Annotated in this window: 23 protein-coding genes, 1 pseudogene and 1 riboswitch; of the genes and pseudogenes, 11 read left to right on the top strand and 13 right to left on the bottom strand. The window is 32.9% G+C overall.

Going from position 1 to position 21,647, the window contains the following annotated elements:
• Positions 1-762: 762 nt before the first annotated feature.
• The 8 genes from HMPREF2663_RS03505 to xpt form a co-directional block, all read right to left on the bottom strand.
• Positions 763-1,110, bottom strand: a complete 348-nt coding sequence (locus HMPREF2663_RS03505) for an ArsR/SmtB family transcription factor (RefSeq protein ID WP_002447711.1) — start codon at positions 1,108-1,110, stop codon at positions 763-765.
• A gap of 18 nt (positions 1,111-1,128) precedes the next feature.
• Positions 1,129-1,746, bottom strand: a complete 618-nt coding sequence (locus HMPREF2663_RS03500; protein ID WP_002455892.1) for a CadD family cadmium resistance transporter — start codon at positions 1,744-1,746, stop codon at positions 1,129-1,131.
• Positions 1,747-1,886: 140 nt separating this feature from the next.
• Positions 1,887-2,075 carry a hypothetical protein gene (locus HMPREF2663_RS03495; protein ID WP_002475276.1) on the bottom strand — a complete coding sequence of 63 codons (189 nt, stop codon included), beginning with the start codon at positions 2,073-2,075 and terminating at the stop codon, positions 1,887-1,889.
• Positions 2,076-2,207: 132 nt separating this feature from the next.
• On the bottom strand, positions 2,208-2,543 hold the full coding sequence (locus HMPREF2663_RS12990) for a hypothetical protein (protein ID WP_002475265.1): 336 nt from the start codon (positions 2,541-2,543) through the stop codon (positions 2,208-2,210).
• Between the two features lie 143 nt (positions 2,544-2,686).
• Complete coding sequence (gene guaA, locus HMPREF2663_RS03485; RefSeq protein WP_002468031.1) at positions 2,687-4,228, bottom strand: glutamine-hydrolyzing GMP synthase; 1,542 nt, start codon at positions 4,226-4,228, stop codon at positions 2,687-2,689.
• 166 nt (positions 4,229-4,394) lie between these two features.
• Positions 4,395-5,861 (bottom strand): IMP dehydrogenase, encoded by a 1,467-nt coding sequence (gene guaB / locus HMPREF2663_RS03480; protein WP_002475261.1) that lies wholly within the window; start codon positions 5,859-5,861, stop codon positions 4,395-4,397.
• 37 nt (positions 5,862-5,898) lie between these two features.
• Entirely contained in the window at positions 5,899-7,167 is a 1,269-nt protein-coding gene (pbuX, locus tag HMPREF2663_RS03475) for a xanthine permease PbuX (protein WP_002447705.1), read from the bottom strand.
• Entirely contained in the window at positions 7,167-7,745 is a 579-nt protein-coding gene (gene xpt / locus HMPREF2663_RS03470; RefSeq protein WP_002447704.1) for a xanthine phosphoribosyltransferase, read from the bottom strand. The genes pbuX and xpt overlap by 1 nt, the downstream gene beginning before the upstream one ends.
• Positions 7,746-8,027: 282 nt before the next feature.
• Positions 8,028-8,130: riboswitch (purine riboswitch) on the bottom strand.
• 211 nt (positions 8,131-8,341) lie between these two features.
• On the opposite strand from xpt, the gene HMPREF2663_RS03465 reads away from it, so the two are divergent.
• The 4 genes from HMPREF2663_RS03465 to HMPREF2663_RS03450 all read left to right on the top strand — a co-directional run bounded on the left by HMPREF2663_RS03465 (position 8,342) and on the right by HMPREF2663_RS03450 (position 12,268).
• Positions 8,342-8,749, top strand: coding sequence for a YflT domain-containing protein (locus tag HMPREF2663_RS03465; protein ID WP_002447703.1), 408 nt, complete (start codon positions 8,342-8,344; stop codon positions 8,747-8,749).
• Positions 8,750-8,876: 127 nt separating this feature from the next.
• The gene (locus HMPREF2663_RS03460) at positions 8,877-9,542 is read left to right on the top strand and encodes a hypothetical protein (protein WP_070845779.1); all 666 of its coding nucleotides are present in this window, start codon (positions 8,877-8,879) and stop codon (positions 9,540-9,542) included.
• Positions 9,543-9,667: 125 nt separating this feature from the next.
• Positions 9,668-10,570, top strand: coding sequence for a hypothetical protein (locus HMPREF2663_RS03455; protein ID WP_070845777.1), 903 nt, complete (start codon positions 9,668-9,670; stop codon positions 10,568-10,570).
• Positions 10,571-10,879: 309 nt separating this feature from the next.
• The gene (locus tag HMPREF2663_RS03450; RefSeq protein ID WP_002475270.1) at positions 10,880-12,268 is read left to right on the top strand and encodes an L-cystine transporter; all 1,389 of its coding nucleotides are present in this window, start codon (positions 10,880-10,882) and stop codon (positions 12,266-12,268) included.
• Between the two features lie 120 nt (positions 12,269-12,388).
• Here the strand turns inward: HMPREF2663_RS03450 and HMPREF2663_RS03445 are convergent, their stop codons facing one another.
• Positions 12,389-13,144 (bottom strand): NADPH-dependent oxidoreductase, encoded by a 756-nt coding sequence (locus HMPREF2663_RS03445; RefSeq protein ID WP_002458604.1) that lies wholly within the window; start codon positions 13,142-13,144, stop codon positions 12,389-12,391.
• A 137-nt stretch (positions 13,145-13,281) separates the two neighbouring features.
• Here HMPREF2663_RS03445 and HMPREF2663_RS03440 point away from each other — a divergent pair, with 137 nt between their 5' ends.
• The 5 genes from HMPREF2663_RS03440 (at position 13,282) to HMPREF2663_RS03420 (ending at position 18,081) form a co-directional block, all read left to right on the top strand.
• The gene (locus HMPREF2663_RS03440; protein WP_002458605.1) at positions 13,282-14,061 is read left to right on the top strand and encodes a 2-keto-4-pentenoate hydratase; all 780 of its coding nucleotides are present in this window, start codon (positions 13,282-13,284) and stop codon (positions 14,059-14,061) included.
• A 444-nt stretch (positions 14,062-14,505) separates the two neighbouring features.
• Positions 14,506-15,075, top strand: a complete 570-nt coding sequence (gene ahpC, locus HMPREF2663_RS03435) for an alkyl hydroperoxide reductase subunit C (RefSeq protein ID WP_002447697.1) — start codon at positions 14,506-14,508, stop codon at positions 15,073-15,075.
• A gap of 14 nt (positions 15,076-15,089) precedes the next feature.
• Entirely contained in the window at positions 15,090-16,613 is a 1,524-nt protein-coding gene (ahpF, locus tag HMPREF2663_RS03430; RefSeq protein ID WP_060545617.1) for an alkyl hydroperoxide reductase subunit F, read from the top strand.
• Positions 16,614-16,863: 250 nt separating this feature from the next.
• Positions 16,864-17,487, top strand: a complete 624-nt coding sequence (locus tag HMPREF2663_RS03425) for an NDxxF motif lipoprotein (RefSeq protein WP_002458607.1) — start codon at positions 16,864-16,866, stop codon at positions 17,485-17,487.
• Between the two features lie 216 nt (positions 17,488-17,703).
• Positions 17,704-18,081: a hypothetical protein gene (locus HMPREF2663_RS03420; protein WP_002475273.1), complete on the top strand. Its 378-nt coding sequence runs from the start codon at positions 17,704-17,706 to the stop codon at positions 18,079-18,081.
• A gap of 33 nt (positions 18,082-18,114) precedes the next feature.
• Here the strand turns inward: HMPREF2663_RS03420 and HMPREF2663_RS12845 are convergent, their stop codons facing one another.
• The 4 genes from HMPREF2663_RS12845 to HMPREF2663_RS03400 all read right to left on the bottom strand — a co-directional run bounded on the left by HMPREF2663_RS12845 (position 18,115) and on the right by HMPREF2663_RS03400 (position 20,465).
• Positions 18,115-18,255 (bottom strand): hypothetical protein, encoded by a 141-nt coding sequence (locus HMPREF2663_RS12845; RefSeq protein WP_176746327.1) that lies wholly within the window; start codon positions 18,253-18,255, stop codon positions 18,115-18,117.
• Between the two features lie 239 nt (positions 18,256-18,494).
• Positions 18,495-19,085, bottom strand: coding sequence for a histidine phosphatase family protein (locus HMPREF2663_RS03410; protein WP_002501293.1), 591 nt, complete (start codon positions 19,083-19,085; stop codon positions 18,495-18,497).
• A 20-nt stretch (positions 19,086-19,105) separates the two neighbouring features.
• Entirely contained in the window at positions 19,106-19,738 is a 633-nt protein-coding gene (locus HMPREF2663_RS03405) for a LysE family translocator (RefSeq protein ID WP_002447691.1), read from the bottom strand.
• Between the two features lie 472 nt (positions 19,739-20,210).
• Entirely contained in the window at positions 20,211-20,465 is a 255-nt protein-coding gene (locus tag HMPREF2663_RS03400) for a GlsB/YeaQ/YmgE family stress response membrane protein (protein WP_001832461.1), read from the bottom strand.
• A 221-nt stretch (positions 20,466-20,686) separates the two neighbouring features.
• Between HMPREF2663_RS03400 and HMPREF2663_RS03395 the strand changes: the two genes are divergently transcribed.
• Positions 20,687-20,947, top strand: a complete 261-nt coding sequence (locus tag HMPREF2663_RS03395; RefSeq protein WP_002458611.1) for a hypothetical protein — start codon at positions 20,687-20,689, stop codon at positions 20,945-20,947.
• 113 nt (positions 20,948-21,060) lie between these two features.
• Positions 21,061-21,293 (top strand): annotated as a pseudogene (locus HMPREF2663_RS13180) (XRE family transcriptional regulator).
• The last annotated feature ends 354 nt before the right edge of the window (positions 21,294-21,647 follow it).

Genomic DNA, 21,647 nt, shown 5'->3' with positions numbered 1-21,647 from the left:
ACTAACGTCGCAAGCTGCTACACATGGGGTAGCGTTTCACGACACCATGAATAAGGAAGCATTTCGTTTATTCCCCACTTAGACCACATTACAAAGGGCGTCGTGTTTCCCTACTCTCTTTATCGAATACTTATGTAGCTAACGTCACAAATTGTTACGTCAGCTCATGCACTAAAATACTTCAAAATTGTATTTCTCACTACGTAAATATATAAGTTAGACAAGCCACATTCAGCTTTTCAGAATTTAGAGAACGGATATAGTCGTTTTCTAATGCACTGACTTAGTGCGTCAGCATTTGTATTATTAATTAACGAGCTCACATTTGAGCCAGTTAAATATATATATAGCTAATCAGTTCTATTACTGAGCTCAATTTTGAGCTGAGTATAAACCAATATACCCAAATTTGAGGATATTAAAAGGCACCCCTAATTTGGGGCACCCTTTATTCTTTTATCAAACCACTTCCCTATTTTAAGGTACTGGTTACAAGCGTACTTTTAAGTCTGTTTGTAACTTTATGAAATGTCAAGTTTTGACAAGTTAAAAAGACTACATCTAACGGATACAGTCATTTAAAGGATACTCAATTTTGAGTAGTACATTTCAGTAGATACGTTCATTATCTTTAAGAAAACTATAATTGTAAATGTTAAACATCTACTTTTGCGTTTATAAATCACACTTACATTTATTTTTTTATTTTAGTATTATTTCTGTATAATATCAAAGCAAAAGGAAACTCGTTTTCAACTCGCTTCAAAAACCCTCCTGATTTTTAGAGAAAAATTCTCTTATTTCATCGTCTTTAATAAAATAATATGCCATCTTTCCCTCTTTATAAAAATCAAGTACCTCATTTTTATATAAAAGTCTTAAATGATGTGAAGTTGAAGCAACACTCATTTTCAATATCAAAGAAATATCACAAACACACAACTCATCTTCTTTAATCAAAGATAATATAATTTTCAATTTCTTCTCATCACAAATTTTTTCTAAAATGTTAAGTAATTTCTTAGATTTATCATCTTCTAAAAAACTTAAAGCATTGTTAACTTTATCCTCATGTACACAGATCACATCACAAGCATTTTCATAACTCATATGAAATCACACCCTAAATTAAAATATAAATCCTAAAATTGTTTGAATAGTGTCATTTTCTATAATAATAAATAAACCTAAAGCTATATAAATAACAGCCATAATCCAACGGCTAAATTTCTCAACAATTTCTCCAACTCCTGGAATATTAGCTAATTTTTGTGCAGTAAATACCAAGAAGAAAATTAAAATTAAAAAGACAAACAAAGTAATTAATAAATTAGTAACACTTAATGTCACAAAATACGGAACAAATAAACCAATATTATCAGCACCACAACTTGCTATCGTAACAATTGCAACCGTACCAACTAATTTAGACAATCCTTTTTCATTCAATTCTTTTTTAGCTCTCTTTTCTCCTTCACAATCATCATAAATAGCCACTTTAATTCCTAAATAAATCGGTATTAACCCTAATAATCCTAATATCCATTTTTCAGGAACATAATTTAAGACAAAGGCAAAGAATAAACTTACGACAATCAATGTCACAGATCCTACATATTGACCAATATAAATATCTCGATATTCCTTTTTAGTCTTTGCTTTAGCAAAAAATATTAACAAAATCACTAATAAATCTACTGCTGTCGCAATATAAAGAATAGCAGCAGTTACAATAGTCTGAATCATAATTACACCTCATTCAAAAATATTTTTGAATATATTATAACTTATGTTTTCAAATAATCATAGATGCTTTATTCCAATTGCTTTATTGATATCGATATTTAGAATTCTTAACAATTTCAAAATCAACATAAATGAGCGATTTATTTTTGTGAATACTTCTTAAAAATTCCAATAATCCAATTAATTAAAAATACAGTTAAAACACCAAAAGCAAGCCCATCTAAAATTTTAAAAGTTATTGTATCAGGTGACGGAAGTAAATAATTCATGGTACAACGAAGCATAATTACCAATACTAAAGCTTTTAAAAAGTAATTAACTTTGTCCAATTACCATTCTCCTATTATTTTTTAATCTTACCCCTTTTAGATTATCATTTATTAATCAATTTAAATACTAATAAAATAATATCTCAATTAAAATCAAAAATGCCCATCTGAATATTTTCAGATAGGCTCTATTTAGTCGCCTAACGGTATATCATCAACAATCATAGTTCTATTAGGATAGTTTTCTTTTATTTTATCTGGCTCTCTCTGTGTATCTTCTTCATCGCCTTTATCCCATTCACCAATATTAACAATTACCGGAGTATCACCTGTAAAAGCTTTTCTCTCAGTAAATAGTTTATGACACCTCCCAAGCATATCATCACGAACTTTCAAAAGATCACTTGGCTTAATAAGTACTTCTACTAGCTGTACATATTCATTATAAACAAGTTGCACTTTACCGTTTTGTGGGTTTTTCTTATATTCACCTCGATTTATAACAAATCCCTTAGTTTCTGTCACCATTAGCTGAATTGGTTAATAAATATAGTTATTCATTAATACTTAATACATTTTCATCAATGATATTTTCTGCCCTTTTCCCAACTTCGAAAACACGAAAAAACCCTCTAACCATTGCGGTTAAAGGGTTGTTGAATTATTATATTCTATTCCCACTCAATTGTACTTGGTGGCTTAGAGGTAATGTCATAGACAACGCGATTAACGTGGTCCACCTCATTGACAATTCGACTTGAAATCTTTTGTAAGACTTCCCAATCAATTCTAGCAAAGTCACTAGTCATGCCATCGATGGATGTTACCGCACGAATACCTACAGTATGATCATACGTACGGTAGTCTCCCATGACACCGACCGATTGAATACCTGGAAGTACTGTAAAGTACTGCCAGATGTCTCTTTCAAGACCTTCCTCACGAATCACTTCACGTAAAATCGCATCTGATTCACGAACAATTTCAAGCTTATCTTCAGTAATTTCTCCAAGTACACGGATACCTAATCCAGGTCCTGGGAATGGTTGTCTCCAAACTAAGTGTTCAGGTATACCTAATTCTATTCCTAATGCACGCACTTCATCTTTGAATAATGTATTGATCGGTTCAATAAGTTCAAATTCCATGTCTTCAGGTAATCCACCTACATTGTGGTGAGATTTAATTGTTTGAGCTGTCTTAGTACCTGATTCAATCACATCCGTATATAACGTACCTTGAGCTAAGAAATCTACATCTGTTAATTTCGCAGCTTCGTCATCAAAGACATATACAAACTCGTTACCAATGATTTTACGTTTACGTTCTGGATCAGAAACACCTTTTAGTTTACTCATGAAGCGTTCTTGAGCATTAACACGAATAATATTCATATCAAAACCTTCACCGAATTGCTCCATGACCATGTCACCTTCACCTTTACGTAAAAGACCATGGTCCACAAAAATACATGTTAGTTGGTCGCCGATTGCCTTATGTAAAAGTACAGCAACTACGGATGAATCTACTCCACCACTCATTGCACATAATACTTTACGATTACCTACTTGTTGACGAATTTTCTCAATTTCAATTTCAATGAAATTCTCCATCGTCCATTCCCCTGTACAATTACAAACACGGCGAACGAAGTTTCTTAGTAAGTCGTTCCCATATTCAGTGTGACGTACTTCTGGATGGAATTGTACACCGTAAATGCGACGTTTTTTATCTTCAATAGCTGCATAATTAGTACTTGGACTATCTGCAATCACTTCAAATCCTTCAGGAATTTCAATTACTTTATCAGAATGACTCATCCATACTGTTTGTTCAGAAGGTAAGCCAAAGAAAAGTTCATCTGATTTAGCGTTAATTGTAGCTTTGCCATATTCACGCTCATTAGCACGCTCAACTTTACCACCTAAAAGCTTAGTCGTTAATTGCATACCATAACAAATACCTAAAACTGGAATACCTAAATTGTAAATTTCAGGGTCGATGGTAAATGACCCCTCTTCATACACTGAATTTGGACCACCTGAAAGAATGATACCTTTAGGATTCATTCGTTTAATTTCTTCAATAGAAATTTCGTGATCATGTAATTCACTATAAACGCCCATCTCACGGATACGACGCGTAATTAATTGGTTATATTGGCTACCAAAGTCTAAAACAAGAATCAGCTCTTGCTCTTTCGCCATTTCCATAGTCATGAATCTCCTTTATTGTTTTATTTTATGTAAAAGTAAGAGAAACGCGCCTATCAATGCCCTAAATGATAGCTTTAAGTATTGTAACGTATCATTAAGCATTGTTGTTTTAAGAATTAAGCGCGTTCCTACAAATGATTAATTCATCACCCAAAGTTTAACACTAGAAAGAATAGTTTGGTGATTCTTTCGTAATTTGAACATTGTGAGGATGACTTTCAGCTAAGCCAGCTGGTCCCATACGTGTAAATTGTGCTTCTTCACGTAATTTTTTTAGGTTTTCTGAACCAGTATAACCCATACCAGCTCTAACGCCACCCATAAGTTGATAGATTGTATCTTGTAATGGTCCTTTATAAGCTGTGCGACCTTCAATACCTTCAGGAACAAATTTTCTTGGCGTCTTATCTTCTTGGAAGTAACGATCATTTGAACCTTTTTCCATAGCACCTAAAGATCCCATACCGCGATAAACTTTATATTGTCTACCTTGGAATACCTCAGTTGCACCAGGACTTTCTTCTGTACCAGCTAACAAACTACCTAACATAACCGCATGACCACCAGCAGCTAATGCTTTGATAATATCACCTGAGAACTTAATACCACCATCAGCAATAATAGCCTTACCATGCTTACGGGCTTCTGTAGCACAATCATAAACTGCTGTAATTTGAGGCACACCTACACCTGCAACAACACGTGTCGTACAAATTGACCCTGGACCAATACCTACTTTAACAACATCGGCACCAGCTTCAAATAAAGCACGTGTTGCCTCTGCAGTCGCTACGTTACCTGCGACAACAGTAATTTCAGGATATGTTTCCTTAATGTGTTTAACTTGATTAATAACGCCTTTAGAATGACCATGAGCCGTATCAATAATTAACGCATCTACGCCAGCTTCAACTAATTTTTGTGCACGAATTTCAGTATCTTTAGACGTACCGATTGCTGCTGCAGCTAACAATCTACCATGTTCATCTTTAGCTGCGTATGGGAATTCAAGTACTTTTTCAATATCTTTAATCGTGATTAATCCTTCTAAACGACCATTTTCTACTAATGGAAGTTTCTCAATCTTATGTTTTTGAAGAATAGCTTCGGCTTCATCTAAAGTCGTACCAACTGGAGCTGTTATTAAATTATCTTTCGTCATTACATCTGATATTTTTATTGAAAAATCTTCAATAAAACGTAAATCACGATTTGTTAAAATCCCAATCAACTTGCGATCCTCTTGATTATCGACAATAGGTACACCAGAGATACGGTATTTGCCCATTAATGCTTCAGCCTCATACACACTTTCGTCCGGTGTTAAGAAGAACGGGTTAGAAATAACACCATTTTCTGAACGTTTAACCTTTTGTACCTCATCAGCTTGCTCTTCGACGCCCATATTCTTATGGATAACACCTAAACCGCCTTGACGAGCCATAGCAATCGCCATTTTTGATTCAGTTACTGTATCCATACCTGCTGAGATAACAGGAATGTTTAATTTGATCTTATCTGATAATTTGACACTTAAGTCAACATCGCTTGGTAAAACATCTGATGCAGCTGGAATGAGTAACACGTCGTCAAATGTTAAAGATTCTTTAGCAAATTTATTTTCCCACATTAAAAACAGCCTCCAATTTTATTTATACTTAGTTACATTATTTCACATTTTCTTCGGTTTGTTTATACTTTATACCATTAAAAAAGAAATTTAAGATGATTGCAGAAATTGCGCCAAGCACTATACCATTTTGAGTTAACCAAGCAAATTGTTCTCCTAATCCTTTAAATGCTTGAGGTACTGCACTAATACCAGCACCTAACCCTACTGAAATTGCAATAATTAATAAATTATTTTGATTTTGGAAATTAATGTTACCCAAAATACTAACACCGTATGCCATAACCATTCCAAACATTGCTATCATTGCCCCACCTAAAACCGGCAATGGAATAATATTAGCTAAAGCACCTAATTTAGGTATACAACCACAAATTAGTAAAAGAATAACCATTCCATATATCACATTGTTCTTTTTAGCTCCTGATAAAGAAACAAGACCTACATTTTGGGAATATGCAGTGTAAGGAAACGCATTAAATATTGAACCTAAAATGATTGCTAGACCTTCCGCAGTATACCCTTTTCGAAAATCTTTTCTTTCTAATTTTCTACCAGTAATTTCACTCAGTGCATGATAGACACCAGTAGATTCAATTAAACTTACAACTGCAACAATGAAAAATACAAGTATCGAGCTTACATCAAAGCCAAAACCAGAAAATCTGAATGGAACAGGGAATCCAAACCAATGTGCATCGCCCACTTGTTTGATATCAACCATTCCAAATATACCAGCTAAAGCAGTACCTATTGCCAATCCTATAAGTATCGCAATTGATTTCAAGAAGCCCTTTGTAAATCTTTGTAAAATAAGAATAATGAGTAGTGTAATACCACCTAACATTAAATTCTTAGTATCGCCATAGTTTTTCGCTCCTTCGCCACCTGCCAAGTAATTCATTGCAACTGGCATTAAATTGATTCCAATAATTGTCACGACACTTCCTGTTACAACAGGTGGGAAGAATTTAACTAAATAAGAGAAAAAAGGCGCAATTAAAACAACTAAGATACCGGATATTAAAAGCGAACCATATAAAACATCAAGTCCTTTGGTTTGACCGATGAGTATCATAGGTGCAACAGCAGTAAACGTACATCCTAGTACAATCGGTAATCCAGTCCCTGTGACTTTATTCGCTTGAAGAAATGTCGCTACCCCGCACATAAATATATCAACAGTAACTAGATAAGCAATTTCTTCAGCTGAAAATTTTAAGCTTGTCCCCACAATAATAGGAACAAGAATCGCCCCTGCATACATCGCTAACAAATGTTGCACACTTAATATGAAATTTTTCATTACGCTTCACCTAAAAGAGTTACCTTATTGCCTTTTAATGAAGCTACCTTACAAAGTGAAGATACATATAAGCCTGCATCTTCTAAACGTTGGCGACCATTTTGGAAACTTTTTTCAACCACAATACCCACGCCAACTGTCGTCGCATTTGCTTGTTTTACAATGTCATTAAGACCTAGCGAAGCATCGCCATTAGCTAAAAAGTCATCAATGATAAGTACTTTATCGTCTGGACCTAAAAACTCTTCAGATACAATGACTGTACTCGTTTTATTTTTTGTGAATGAATGAATATCCGTGCTATAAAAGCCATCTTTCAAGGTACTAGGTTTAGCTTTTTTAGCAAATAGACAAGGAACATCAAAATGAAAAGAAGCCATAATAGCAGGCGCAATACCAGAAGCTTCAATAGTTAAAATTTTAGTAATACCAGCGTCTTTGAAAGACTCATAAAATGTTTTACCTACATCATTCATCAACTTTGCATCAATTTGATGATTTAAAAATCCATCTACTTTCAAAATTTTCTCATCGATGACAACGCCATCTTCTTTGACTTTTTGTCCTAACGACTCCACTCAAAAAACCTCCTCAAGTAAATTCAAATTCGATTCCTAGATACAAAAAAACCTCAAACTACCATTAATAGTTTCAGGATCTATGAGTGAACGTGCAATACTTTGCCTTAAAGCAAATTAAGAAGAAGATACGCATACGTAATCCTAAAAACGCTTATTAAATTTGATAAAACTCAAACAATTGCACTCAATTTATACAGGCTTATGTGTATCCTCACTTGTTTCCAGTTATACCAAATGCGTTTTACTTTTATGTTGCTTTAGCGATTTAAACTGCTCTTAATGTATTGGATTGTTACTCATAGTCGTGTCGTTTATGGCGACACGGTAGAAACTTCTAAAGCCATATTCTCTAGATTATATGAGTCATATAAATTATTTAATGATAATAGCAAATTTTTGTTGTATTTTCAATATAATTAAAGAGATGTTCACGATTCAAAAAGCATCAAAATTCAGTGTAAGCGTTATATTAAAGGATGAATTATCATTGAAATGTTTTAACACAAAATTATATAATTATCTGTGTAATAGTTTTATTAAATTAGACTAGGGTATAACCATGTAAGACAACATTTTTAAAAGGGGCGATAATCATGGCAAAAATTACTGTAGTGAATAACCAAGACGAATTATATAAAGTCATCAATCAAAAAAAATCTGAAGGTTATTTAGAGACAGAATTAGCTGTTATCAGTAAAAGTAAGTTGCACTTAGATGATTTACACAACTCTCAAATCTCATTAATGTCTACAAGTGGCTCATTTAGTGACCGTATGTCTCGTTTACTTACAGGTGAAGATGGAGAAGAAGCAGTATTATCTCGTTATGATTTAACTGACAATGAACTAGAAGGATATAAACAAGATATTTTAAACGATAAAATGCTCGTTGTTGCTAACAGTGATCGTTCTTCTCATGATGAAGTTGAAGATAATAATGCTGCATATAAAGAAGTGGATATTACTCATTATGCCGCAGAGTCTGAAGGGCCTAAAGCATAATTTTATTTCTACATTATAAAAGCATTGCACCATAATGTTTGTTTAGTCGAGCAGACATTATGGTTTTTTTTATCATTAAATAAAGCTAATTAGCTACGATTGAATAATATTAGGGAGAGGATATAACATGGAATTTAAAGTAATAGAATCAGCTAAAGATCCATTATTTAGCGAGGCACTCAAATTATATGATAATAAATTGGATATTGGTTTAGATGAAGATAGTAAAATTTTTAAACGCTCACTTGAAAACAATAAAACAGAAAATGATTACGCCTTTATCGTTGGAATTGAAAACCAGACTGTAGTTAGCTTAGCAACTGCGCATTACGAAGCAACAACCAATTCTGCATTTTTAATTTACTTAATCGCAAAAGAAAGCCCCAATCATGATGAAAGAATGTCCTTAACTTTAGAGGCAATAGAAAAACAATTAAACCTTTTATCACAAGAAGTTCATAATAGAGATATTAATTTCATCATGTTAGAAGTTCCAAAAGAACCCTCGACTGTTGACATCGATGACAAGCTCAGAAACGCACTAGAACATCGTCGTCAATTCCTCTTTGAAAATCAATTTGAAAAGCAGGACGACATCGACTACATTCATCCAAATCAAAACCAAAAGGAAACGCCACAAAAAGTAGATTTATTTATTAAAGCTAACATTGAATTAACAAAGGACATTTATGGCACAAGCATCAAATCTAATTATATTCTTAAATATGTTTTTGCAAACGGCATTTCAAGAGAAATTATTTACCCTCTCCTAAAAGAAATGAATTTAAGATAGTCTGTCTAAAACACCTTGAAATCAATATTAAGAAAAGGTAAACTATCATATGAGGTAAGACTGACGTTTCACTGGCCGAAGACAAACGTCACCATACATAATTAAAATATGAAGGGACTTTTTCAATGTTAACTAAAGAATTTGCTCAACGTGTAGAACTAAGTGAAAAGCAGGTCCGAAAAATTGTACAACATTTAGAGGAACGAGGCTATCACCTTAGTAAAACAGAATATCGTGGTCGTGAAGCCACAGACTTTAAAGAAGATGACATCGAATTATTTACAGATATCGCTAACAAAGTTAAACAAACGAATAGTTATGATTTAGCATTTGAAGAGCTTGAAAAGGAAAAAGACTTTTTACAAGTCATTGTTAAAGACGAGGATAGCCAATTACCAACTGATCAAAATGTAGCACAACTCGTTGAAGATTTACGTTCTGAAATTCAAAAAATGCGAGAAGAACGTCAAATGTTAGGGCAAATGATTAACCAAGTACATCACCAACAACAGGAACTTAAAGAATTACAGACTGATATTACAACAAAATTAGAATCGAATGCCCAGTCTTTAAAATCAATCCAAAATTCTCAAGAGGCTATTCAGTCAGCACAAGAACAACAATCTAAAGACATCGCTAAAGCTAACGAATTAAAAGATAGTGAATTACGCAGTCATTTTGATTCAATGTCAAATAGCGCTTCAATATCTCAGAGCAACATCGCAAGTCAAAGCACTACAGCAAGTTTAAGCCAATCTGAATCAGTAAATGGTTCAATGAGTTCATCTCTATCCGAGTCTAACTCGATAACATCTGAAAGTAATACAAATAGCAAATCAGAAATTGAATCAAAAAGTACGTCTACAAGCGAGTTCTTGTCAGAATCAGGAAGTGTATCTAACTCAGAAAAATCTGAGTCAATTTCTCATTCTCAATCAACATCAGCTACACCATCTTCTCAATCGACTTACCAACAACAACCTAAAGAAGAGAAGAAAGGTTTCTTTGCACGTCTATTTAACTTATAAATGATTTATATTCATAGCTGACTCATGCTTATTCATAATATTAAATAAAAAACGCGCGCAATCATGTCTTCTTATAGCATGATTGCACGCGTCTTTTTTATTAATGTAAATCTCTTTATGTCCTCTTTGCTCACTTTTCTAATATACATAAACTTCCAATTTTTCATTATTCTAGTAATCACCTTCACACTATTCTGCTTTAAGTGAATCAGAAAACTATAAATCAACAACTTGAATTTCTTCTTAACCCTCTTTATTCTTATTACATATGTCGGAATACTAAAATTATAAAAGGAGCTATATATTCATATGGAAATACTTTTTACAGTAATTAATGTCATCGTGTTACTTGTTTTCCTAGTTATGTTAAATATTATGGCAAGAAAACACGTTTCATTCCCTAAACGCGTCTTTACCGCTTTAGGAATAGGTATCGTATTTGGCATTGTATTACACCTCATATATGGTGCAGAGTCTAAAACTCTCGAACAATCAACAGACTGGTTTAGTATTGTCGGAGATGGTTATGTTGCACTATTACAAATGATTGTCATGCCACTAATATTCATTTCAATTGTTGCCGCTTTTAGCAAAATACAAATTGGTGAAAAATTCGCTAAGATCGGTTCTTATATTTTTATGTTTTTAATTGGTACTGTAGCCATCGCAGCTATCGTCGGAATTTTTTACGCTTTGATCTTTGGTTTAGATGCATCGTCTATTGATTTAGGTAGTGCAGAACATTCACGTGGTACAGAAATTTCAAAACAAGCCAAAGATTTAACTGCAAACACTTTACCACAACAAATTCTCGAAGTATTCCCAAGCAATCCATTTTTAGATTTCACAGGACAACGTACAACTTCGACAATTGCAGTTGTTATTTTTGCAACGTTTGTGGGCTTTGCTTATCTTAGAGTTGCAAGAAAACAACCGGAACATGGAAACTTACTTAAACGTGGTATAGAAGCAATCTATTCTATCGTTATGGCTATCGTAACTTTTGTTTTACGATTAACGCCTTATGGCATTTTAGCTATTATGGCTTCTACTCTTGCGACCAGCGATTTTTCTGCAATTTGGACGTTAGGTAAATTCTTAATTGCTTCATACGCAGCTCTAATCACAATGTATATCATCCATTTAATTATACTGAGTGTCTTAGGTATCAATCCCGTTAAATACGTGAAAAAGACAATAGAAGTACTAATCTTCGCATTTACTTCACGATCAAGTGCAGGTGCATTACCACTAAATGTTCAAACACAAACAAAACGTTTAGGTGTACCTGAGGGAATTGCAAACTTCTCTGCAACTTTTGGTCTATCCATAGGGCAAAATGGCTGTGCAGGAATCTACCCTGCTATGCTAGCAGTTATGGTAGCACCAGTAGCAAATGTAGAAATTGACTTCCAATTTGTTGTTACACTTATTGCTGTTGTTATTATAAGTTCATTTGGTGTTGCAGGTGTAGGTGGCGGTGCAACATTCGCATCAATACTCGTATTATCTACACTTAATCTACCAGTTGCTCTAGCAGGAGTACTGATATCTATCGAACCTCTCATCGATATGGGTCGTACAGCACTTAACGTTAATGACTCAATGCTAGCTGGAACAGGTACCGCACGCTTAACAAATCATTGGGACAAAAAAACATTTGACTCAAATGATTACGGCGATTTATCTGCAAATTAAATGTAAGATAAGTTGTCATTGGTCATTACGATATACAATTATAAAAAGAGCGGAGCAAAATTTGTGTTTAAAATATCGCCCCACCCAGCCTGAGACATGTATTTCTGTCTCAGGTTCTTTTTATCTTTGAATAAATCCTGCTTTTTTCAATTCATCTAACATATCTAAACGTGTTTTACGTCCTAGAAATGTTTCTATTTGTTGTGACCAATTTTCTGTACGCACACCGTGGGTACGTTCTTTATAATATTCACTCACTACTTGGTCGTATGCTTCCAATTCTTTACGTTGTTGGTGATGATTTGCATCATACTGATCTTTATGAAAAATATGTTTAAATGGCAAGCGCGGTTTAGGTGACCCATTTTCTTCATCAGAAGGTTCACCAACTGCCATACCAAATAACGGAAACGTATAATCAGGTAAATTTAAAATTTCACGCACTCGCGCAACATCATTACGCAATGACCCTAAATAAACAATTCCATACCCCATATCTTCGGCAGCAACTGCCATGTTTTGTGCAACTAATGCAACATCTATTGTACCCACTAATAGTCCTTCTGCAGAACCATACGATGTCTCCATATTTGACGCCGCAACTTCATCTACTAAATGATGACGATAATAATCTAAAACAAATACAAATAAATAACCATTATCTAAAACATAAGGTTGACCTGACACTTCCTTTAAACGCGCTTTAATGCTTGGATCTTCAACACCAATAATAGAATAAGTTTGAAGATAACTGGATGTAGAAGCACTCTGTCCCGCCTCTACTAATTTTTCTACCGTCTCAGAACTAAGTGGTTGATCCTTAAATTTTCTAACTGAATGATGTTGTTTCATCAACTCATAAACATAATCTGACACTATACCCACTCCTATCAAAATTTACGTTATTAATAATTTTATACCCTAAATGAAGTATATTTAAATAGATTTGCACACTTCATATTTAGAAGTTATCATAAAAGTATCAATTTTCAGATAATTTAGGGGGATACAATATGACACTAACAAATAAAGAAGTTGCTAAGGTTTTATTTAAAGCTTATAGATATAAAAAACCCATCGATTTCATTAGCGAGAACTATCAATTAAACGAAGAAGAAGCATATCATGTACAAGAAGAACTAATTGACCAATTAACTTTCAAAGACCGTTCGACTGTTACAGGGTATAAAGTTAGTATGACTAGCAAGGCAACGCAAGCAATTGCTAACACTAACGAACCAGCATATGGAACACTCTTATCTAACCAAATTGTTAATGATGGTGCCTCAGTCTCTCTTTCAGAATTATTTTCACCATTACTAGAACCAGAAATTATCTTTATAGTGCAGGAAGACTTACCTTATGATGCTGATTTAGAAACAATTAGATATCATACCCGTATCGCGCCAGGCATTGAAATTCCAGATGCAAGATATAAAAATTGGTTTCCAAATTTTACTTTATCAGATTTAATATCAGATAATACCGCAACAGGACTTGTCGTAGTAGGTGACTCTGTAGACGGACTTGATAATGATGCATTTGCTAATGTACATTTAAATTTATATAAAGATGATAAATGTATCGCCACAGGAGAATCATCCGAAGTACTCGGAAATCCTTTAAACGCTATTCATTGGCTAATTAAAAAACTACACACGCACGGCAAACAACTTAAAAAAGGAGATATCATTTCATCTGGAACTTTTATATCTCCATTAAAATTAGAATATGGCACGTACCGTGCTGAATATAGTGGTATCGGTAAGGTGTCATTTTCGGTTAATAAATAAAGTAAGTTTAATAGGGTTATTTTCACAGAAAGTCATAACAACTTGTGGAAATAACTCTTTCTGTTTTATACAGATGCTAAAAAAGGAAATCCATGTATGATACATGTTATTATATATATGAAGTAGTAATAAAATTACACTTCATTATCAATAAAATAACCATAGTTGAGAATGATAACTGAGATTCAATGTCATACACATTTGAAAATTTCAGTTTCACATTGGATTTTCAACTTTTTTCACTCGCTATTCTTTAATTAATGAAGGATTTAAAATGGCTTAATTATAGCTTTTTTATACTTTCATAGATTTTAAGAACTTCTAAAGTTGACTATTCAATGCCAAGATGTAATAATACTAAACAAGAGATTAGAATTATTATAAACAAACAATTATTTTTAAGTAATTCTAATTAACACTTAACTTTTCAGGAGGAATTTATCTATGTCTTTAATTAACAAAGAAATTTTACCTTTCACAGCACAAGCTTACGATCCAAAAAAAGATGAGTTTAAAGAAGTTACTCAAGAAGATCTTAAAGGTTCTTGGAACGTTGTATGTTTCTATCCTGCTGACTTCTCATTCGTATGCCCTACTGAATTAGAAGATTTACAAAATCAATACGCTAAATTACAAGAATTAGGCGTTAACGTGTACTCAGTATCAACAGATACACACTTCGTACACAAAGCTTGGCACGACCATTCTGATGCAATCAGCAAACTAGAATACAGCATGATTGGTGATCCTTCTCAAACAATCACTCGCAATTTCGATGTGTTGGATGAAGAATCTGGTCTAGCACAACGTGGTACTTTCATTATCGACCCTGATGGTGTGGTACAAGCAGCAGAAATCAATGCTGACGGAATCGGACGTGACGCAAGTACATTAGTTAACAAAATTAAAGCCGCTCAATATGTACGTCAACATCCAGGTGAAGTTTGCCCAGCTAAATGGGAAGAAGGTTCAGAATCATTACAACCTGGTTTAGACTTAGTAGGTAAAATCTAAGGAGGCATTAAAATATGCTTAATGCTGATTTAAAGCAACAATTACAACAATTACTTGAGCTTATGGAAGGCGACGTTGAATTCGTTGCCAGCCTAGGCTCTGATGATAAATCAAACGAACTCAAAGAATTATTAAATGAGATTGCTGAGATGTCAGCACACATAACAATTACTGAAAAATCTTTAAAACGTACACCAAGTTTTTCAGTTAACCGCCCTGGTGAAGAAACAGGTATTACATTTGCTGGCATACCTTTAGGCCATGAATTCAACTCTCTAGTATTAGCTATACTACAAGTGAGTGGTCGAGCACCTAAAGAAAAGCAATCCATTATCGATCAAATTAAAGGACTCGAAGGTCCATTTCATTTCGAAACCTTTGTAAGTCTTACTTGTCAAAAGTGTCCTGACGTCGTTCAAGCGTTAAACCTAATGAGTGTTATTAATCCTAACATCACTCATACTATGATTGATGGCGCTGTTTTCCGTGAAGAATCTGAAAACATTATGGCAGTGCCTGCCGTCTTCTTAGATGGTCAAGAATTTGGTAACGGACGCATGACAGTTCAAGATATTTTAACTAAATTAGGAAGCACGCAAGATGCCTCTGAATTCAACGATAAAGATTCTTATGACGTGTTAATCGTTGGTGGCGGACCTGCAAGTGGTAGTGCTGCAATTTATACAGCACGTAAAGGGCTACGTACAGGTATTGTCGCTGATCGCATTGGTGGTCAAGTTAATGATACTGCTGGTATCGAGAACTTCATCACTGTTAAAGAAACGACAGGTTCAGAGTTCTCATCAAATCTTGCAGAACATATTGCACAATATGATATTGATACAATGACTGGTATTCGTGCTACAAATATCGAAAAAACAGATTCAGCTATTCGAGTAACTTTAGAAAATGATGCTGTTTTAGAAAGTAAAACTGCCATCATTTCTACAGGTGCAAGTTGGCGCAAACTAAACATCCCAGGGGAAGACCGTCTAATCAATAAAGGCGTGGCTTTCTGCCCTCACTGTGACGGACCTTTATTTGAAAATAAAGATGTCGCTGTCATCGGTGGTGGTAATTCTGGTGTAGAAGCAGCTATTGATTTAGCCGGCATCGTTAAACACGTAACATTATTTGAATACGCTTCTGAATTAAAAGCTGATAGCGTATTACAAGAACGTCTACGCTCACTACCTAATGTTGATATTAAAACGAGCGCTAAAACAACAGAAGTAATTGGTGACGATTACGTTACAGGTATCAGCTATGAAGATATGACTACCGGAGAGTCACAAGTAGTTAATTTAGATGGAATATTTGTACAGATTGGATTAGTTCCTAATACATCTTGGTTGCAAAATGCTGTCGAATTAAATGAACGTGGCGAGGTTATGATTAATCGCGATAACGCAACAAACGTTCCTGGTATCTTTGCAGCTGGTGACGTTACTGATCAAAAAAATAAACAAATTATTATTTCTATGGGTGCTGGTGCCAATGCTGCACTTAATGCATTCGATTATATAATTAGAAATTAATTTTTAAAACGTTACTTATCATAAATATTTTAACCTCACAGAGTTCCCATGGTGGAGCTCTGTTTTTTATTATAAAAAAAACCTATTGAAACAAGTATATTATTCATATAATCCGACATAATTTAGTCATATCTAACGGTAAATGTAGTTCTAAAATATTCAAATATTTTTCGATAAATGATACTCTAATAGATGTATAAATTTAAAACACTGTTTAATGATAGAGACGCAAAAGGAGTTACTCAATTCTATGAAAAAGAGAGTCATTACATACTTGATACTAGCATTGTCTTTAACACTTGCAGCATGCTCAAATACGAACGATAACAATAGCCAAGAGCATCACAGCAACGCTCATGCACCTAAAAATGCTAAAACCTTAAAGGAAAAAGATATTTTTTCTTCAAACAAAAAAGGACAAAAAATTAACGAAAAAGAGATGAAGCAAGCTTTAGAAAAATATTTACAAGCGAATAGCGATGTACTTGATAATAAGTATGTCATGCAACATAAATTAGATAAGCAAAGTGATAGTAATCCTAAAATCACAGAATCACAAGCTGATCGTCTTAGCAAGTTATCCAATTTAGCAGTTAAAAATGATTTGCATTTTAAAAAATTTATAAAAAACAATCACATCCCTGAAGAATATAAAGATCCAACAGATCGTATAATTAATTATTTTCACGCTTTAAATAGTACTATTTCAAACGTAGATGAAGACATTGAGAAATTAAACTACCAACCACAAAATTCAATTAACGTTGTTGATGTACCCACAAAATATTCAGGTGATGTAAATAAAAAACAACAAGATAAAATCACTACTTTCCTTAAGAAAAAAGGAATAGACACAGAAGTATTTAATAAATAAAACAAAAGGCTTTTTCTATAGCACATTATTTTACTTGCCCAAAAAAGATGTTGGACTAACATCTTTTTTGGGCTTGTTTGATATTCGAGTTAATTTCATCATCTCATCTTTTTGAAACATGCTTTCGCTATTTTGACAATTCAATATATTTATTACACAATAAAATTAATATAGCATATATATTTTTCTAAATAAAAAGAAATGAGGAAAATCATTATGAAGATACGTTTAACATTTATTATCTTATCAATACTATCTACCATCGGCTTAGTACTTGTTTTAGCAAAATATCCAACAGGCCCACACACAATCAACTATAACGAACCTTATACAGTACTCATAGCCATTACGACAATAGTTATAATGGCTTTACCAGCACTCATATTAGGTATATTTAATCATCTTGCATGTAGAATCATATCGGCGATATTACAAATAAGTGCACTGATGATATGGGGATTTTTAGTAATCATTAGCTTAATGATGGGACAAATTGTCATTACACTTATGGCTTCCTTAACGATACTTGCATTACTTGTTAGTTCTATTGTCACACTTTCAGTACACCCATCTACTTCAGATAGAATAAATTAATCAAGTAAAGGGGTAAGAGAGGTAGAATTTACATTAAAATCCTCTTTGTTGGGGTCCCACCCCAACTTGCTTTGCTTGTTGAATTTCTCGGTGAAATTCTCTTTGTTGGGGCCCATCCCCAACTTGCTTTGCTTGTTGAATTTCTCGGTGAAATTCTCTTTGTTGGGGCCCCACCCTCTTGTAAAAAATGGTTTGATATTTGTGTGTATTTTTAATTCTATCATTGACTGATTGTATGTTATGAAAGCCTGAGGCATCGATAATCTATGCCCCAGGCTTCACTCACAATCCTATATTATATATAACAATATTGCTACGGTTGTTGATAGACCTCAATCATACCTTTTGATAGAGAATTAATATCAATTTAGCCAGCAATTACAATTTTACAATTCAAATGATTATATATGTATTCAAAACTTCATTTCTCTTTTAATTAAATATGGATAGCAATTAAGAACTTCCGTCGATAAGGCTTCTTCCTTAGTTATCATTTTAAAATAGACGAAAAAACATCTAATTACAACTTGGTGCGCAACTATCACTACACGTCTCTGCCGTTGATTAAGCTCATTTTCAATGAAAGTAACCACTCTATCATAGACATCTTGATAACTTTCTCCTTGTGGTGCTTTTTGTGAAAAACTATGTCTAAAGTATTTATAATTAGGATCATGGAAATATTTTTCGAACCTTTTGTCTTTACAAACTTCTTCTTTATTTTTCCCTTCAAAAACACCTAACGAACGCTCTCTTAACGTCTTAGTATATATTGTTGGAAGATCATAAGGAAATAGCTCATCATACGTTTGCCTTGTTCTTTTTAAATCTGATACATATACAGTGTCAATGTATTTATTTTTAAAATAAGCAGATAGTTCTCTAGCGCTTTTTATACCTCTTTCCGTCAAAGGGATGTCTAACTGTCCACAAAAATATAGATACCCGTGCTTATTATCATAATTGGACTGCGACTCACCATGCCTCACTAAATAAATTTCCATTCTATCTCCTCATTTCTGACTTAGCTACTTTTACTTAATAATAAATTAATAGATAAGCCAATTAAAACAAACCCTACAATATAATCAAATATAGCTTTGAATCTTGGTCTGCTGAATAATAATTTAATATATTGAAAGATAAATACACAAAATAAAAACCATAAGCATGTAACTACAACAACTGAAAAAGCAAATAACGCAATCTCAGATTTCATATGTATATTACCGTTAGAAAGAAACTGAGGGAATATACTAACATAAAATAATAAAGCTTTAGGGTTAAGACTTGTACTTAAAAAACCTTGTCTAAAAGAAGTGATATAACTCACATTTCTGACATCAGCTAAAGCTTGTTTACTAAAATCAACAGAACTGTGCGCACTTAAAATACTTTTGATTCCGAGATAAATAAGATAACAAGCACCCAATATTTTTATTGTTAAAAAAACAAAGTGTAAACTCGTAAGTATGTATATAATTCCAAAAATTGCTAATGAAGAGTATAAAATATGCCCCGTAGTGATACCAAATGCGGCCATAAAACCATTCATTTTACTTGAGTTAATAGTATTTTTCATTACAATAATGAAATCTGGCCCAGGCACTATAATAATCAATAATGTAATAATGATAAATGTAATTAAACTGTCCATAAGAAACCTCCTCGATGTCGTTTTACAATTCATTATTACATATCACCAATGGCTTATGAAACCGAACAGAGGCCTTTAAATCAAAGTAATAATTTTCTCAATTTTGTTGGAAATTTTAAAAATCAAAACCTTTAATGTTGTCAGATAAATAGCAATCTGATAATATTAAATTGTAGTTATTAGTAACTACAAAGTCTTTTATATTCATGAACATAATACTCCTGGATGGCGTAACCCAGCGCCATCCTTTTTTATGTTTTATAACATGAAAAAAGCACCCACACCATTTTTATTGGTTTGGATGCTTTGATAACTATAATTAATGTAACTCAAACGATTAAAGACATCATCAATATCTATCATTGAGTTACGTGCGTATAGATAAACACACATACTTTAACTGTATTAATTGATTACTTTCAAATAATCAAGCAACACATTTTCTACCTAAATTAAACTTAATCTATACTTATTATTTTTTTCTTAGTGCTTTTAAAATTAATGAAATAATAAAGATTAAAATAATTGAACCTAATAATGCTGGAAAGATGTGTATTTTACCTAATTGTGGTCCCCATTCACCTAAAATCATAGTACCAACCCATGATCCTACAATACCAGCAATAATATTTCCTAGAATACCTCCTGGTACGTCTTTACCTAAAATTAAACCTGCGATCCATCCAATGATACCGCCGACAATAATCATACCTATTAATCCAAACATAATTGATTGTCTCCTTTATTTATATATTTTATTCACTAGTATGAGATACCCCATGTCAAAAATGATTAAACGCTTTGTATAAATTTTTATTTTACTGATAAAAGCTATTTTGCTTTTATTTTTTCAATATTTATTATTATCAACCTCAATCCTATTGTGTTAAGCTATTAAAGATGACTAAAATGAACTATTTCTAAAAATATTTAAAGTAGGTATTTTACATGCAACATAAAAATAAATTTCAACGTATTAACCAAATTATACAAATTATAGGTTTCCTTTCATTTTTAGCAATTCTCACTATCATTACACTTAACTTTTTTATAAAAGGACACTTACAAGGTCATTTTGAAATAGGTTTTAATATTCAAAGTAATCAAGTCTATGTAGTAACGACACTAATCATGGTTACAATCATCTGTACTATATTATCAGCTATTCTAAACATGCTTTCTAATAAAAAACAAAATTACAAACATTAAATTTTAATGATGGTGCTACAACTTCAAAGTATAACCCTTTAGATATGCTAATTGATAAAATGACATCTTGATGTCAACGTAGACACTTTCATCATGAATAGAAGATGTAGCACATAAATTTACATATTTTATATAACTTAAGAACTAAAAGACATATAGAGATTGAAGAATTAACTACTCAACTTAACAAGAAAAATGTCACGCATAACAAACCACTTCAAATTTGGGAATGGTAAACCATTATCATCAATCAATATTTAAAGATGTTATGCACCTAACCCATTTTTTCAACGTACCGTATCAAATGTTTAAAAAATATATTGATGGCCTAGTTTTAGAAAGGTAAGTATAATAAACTAAGATGTTCCGTTTTAAACCACTTTACAACGCATAATCTTAACTCATTTTGGGATTCAATCTCATAACATCACTGAAAAATATCGTCAAAGGATATGTATCTAAAAATCTAGCTTTCAAATTCCCGCCCTTTTTAAATATTCAAAAACACAAAAACAACCCCGTAAGCCTATACTTACGGGGTTTTACAATAAATAAAGTATTATTGTTCTTCTTTTATATAGATGTATTTTATATCATTTCATTCACTATCAAAACACTTATGTATCAACGTTTATAACTTTATTTTGATTATATTCACTTTCATACACTTGCCCTTATCATCAAAATTATGCCCTTTTTT

Source organism: Staphylococcus sp. HMSC077D08, from assembly GCF_001837945.1.
In the GTDB taxonomy this organism is placed as follows: domain Bacteria; phylum Bacillota; class Bacilli; order Staphylococcales; family Staphylococcaceae; genus Staphylococcus; species Staphylococcus epidermidis.
The sequence above is the reverse complement of the archived record's forward strand: the minus strand, read 5'-3'. Positions and strand labels throughout refer to the sequence as shown.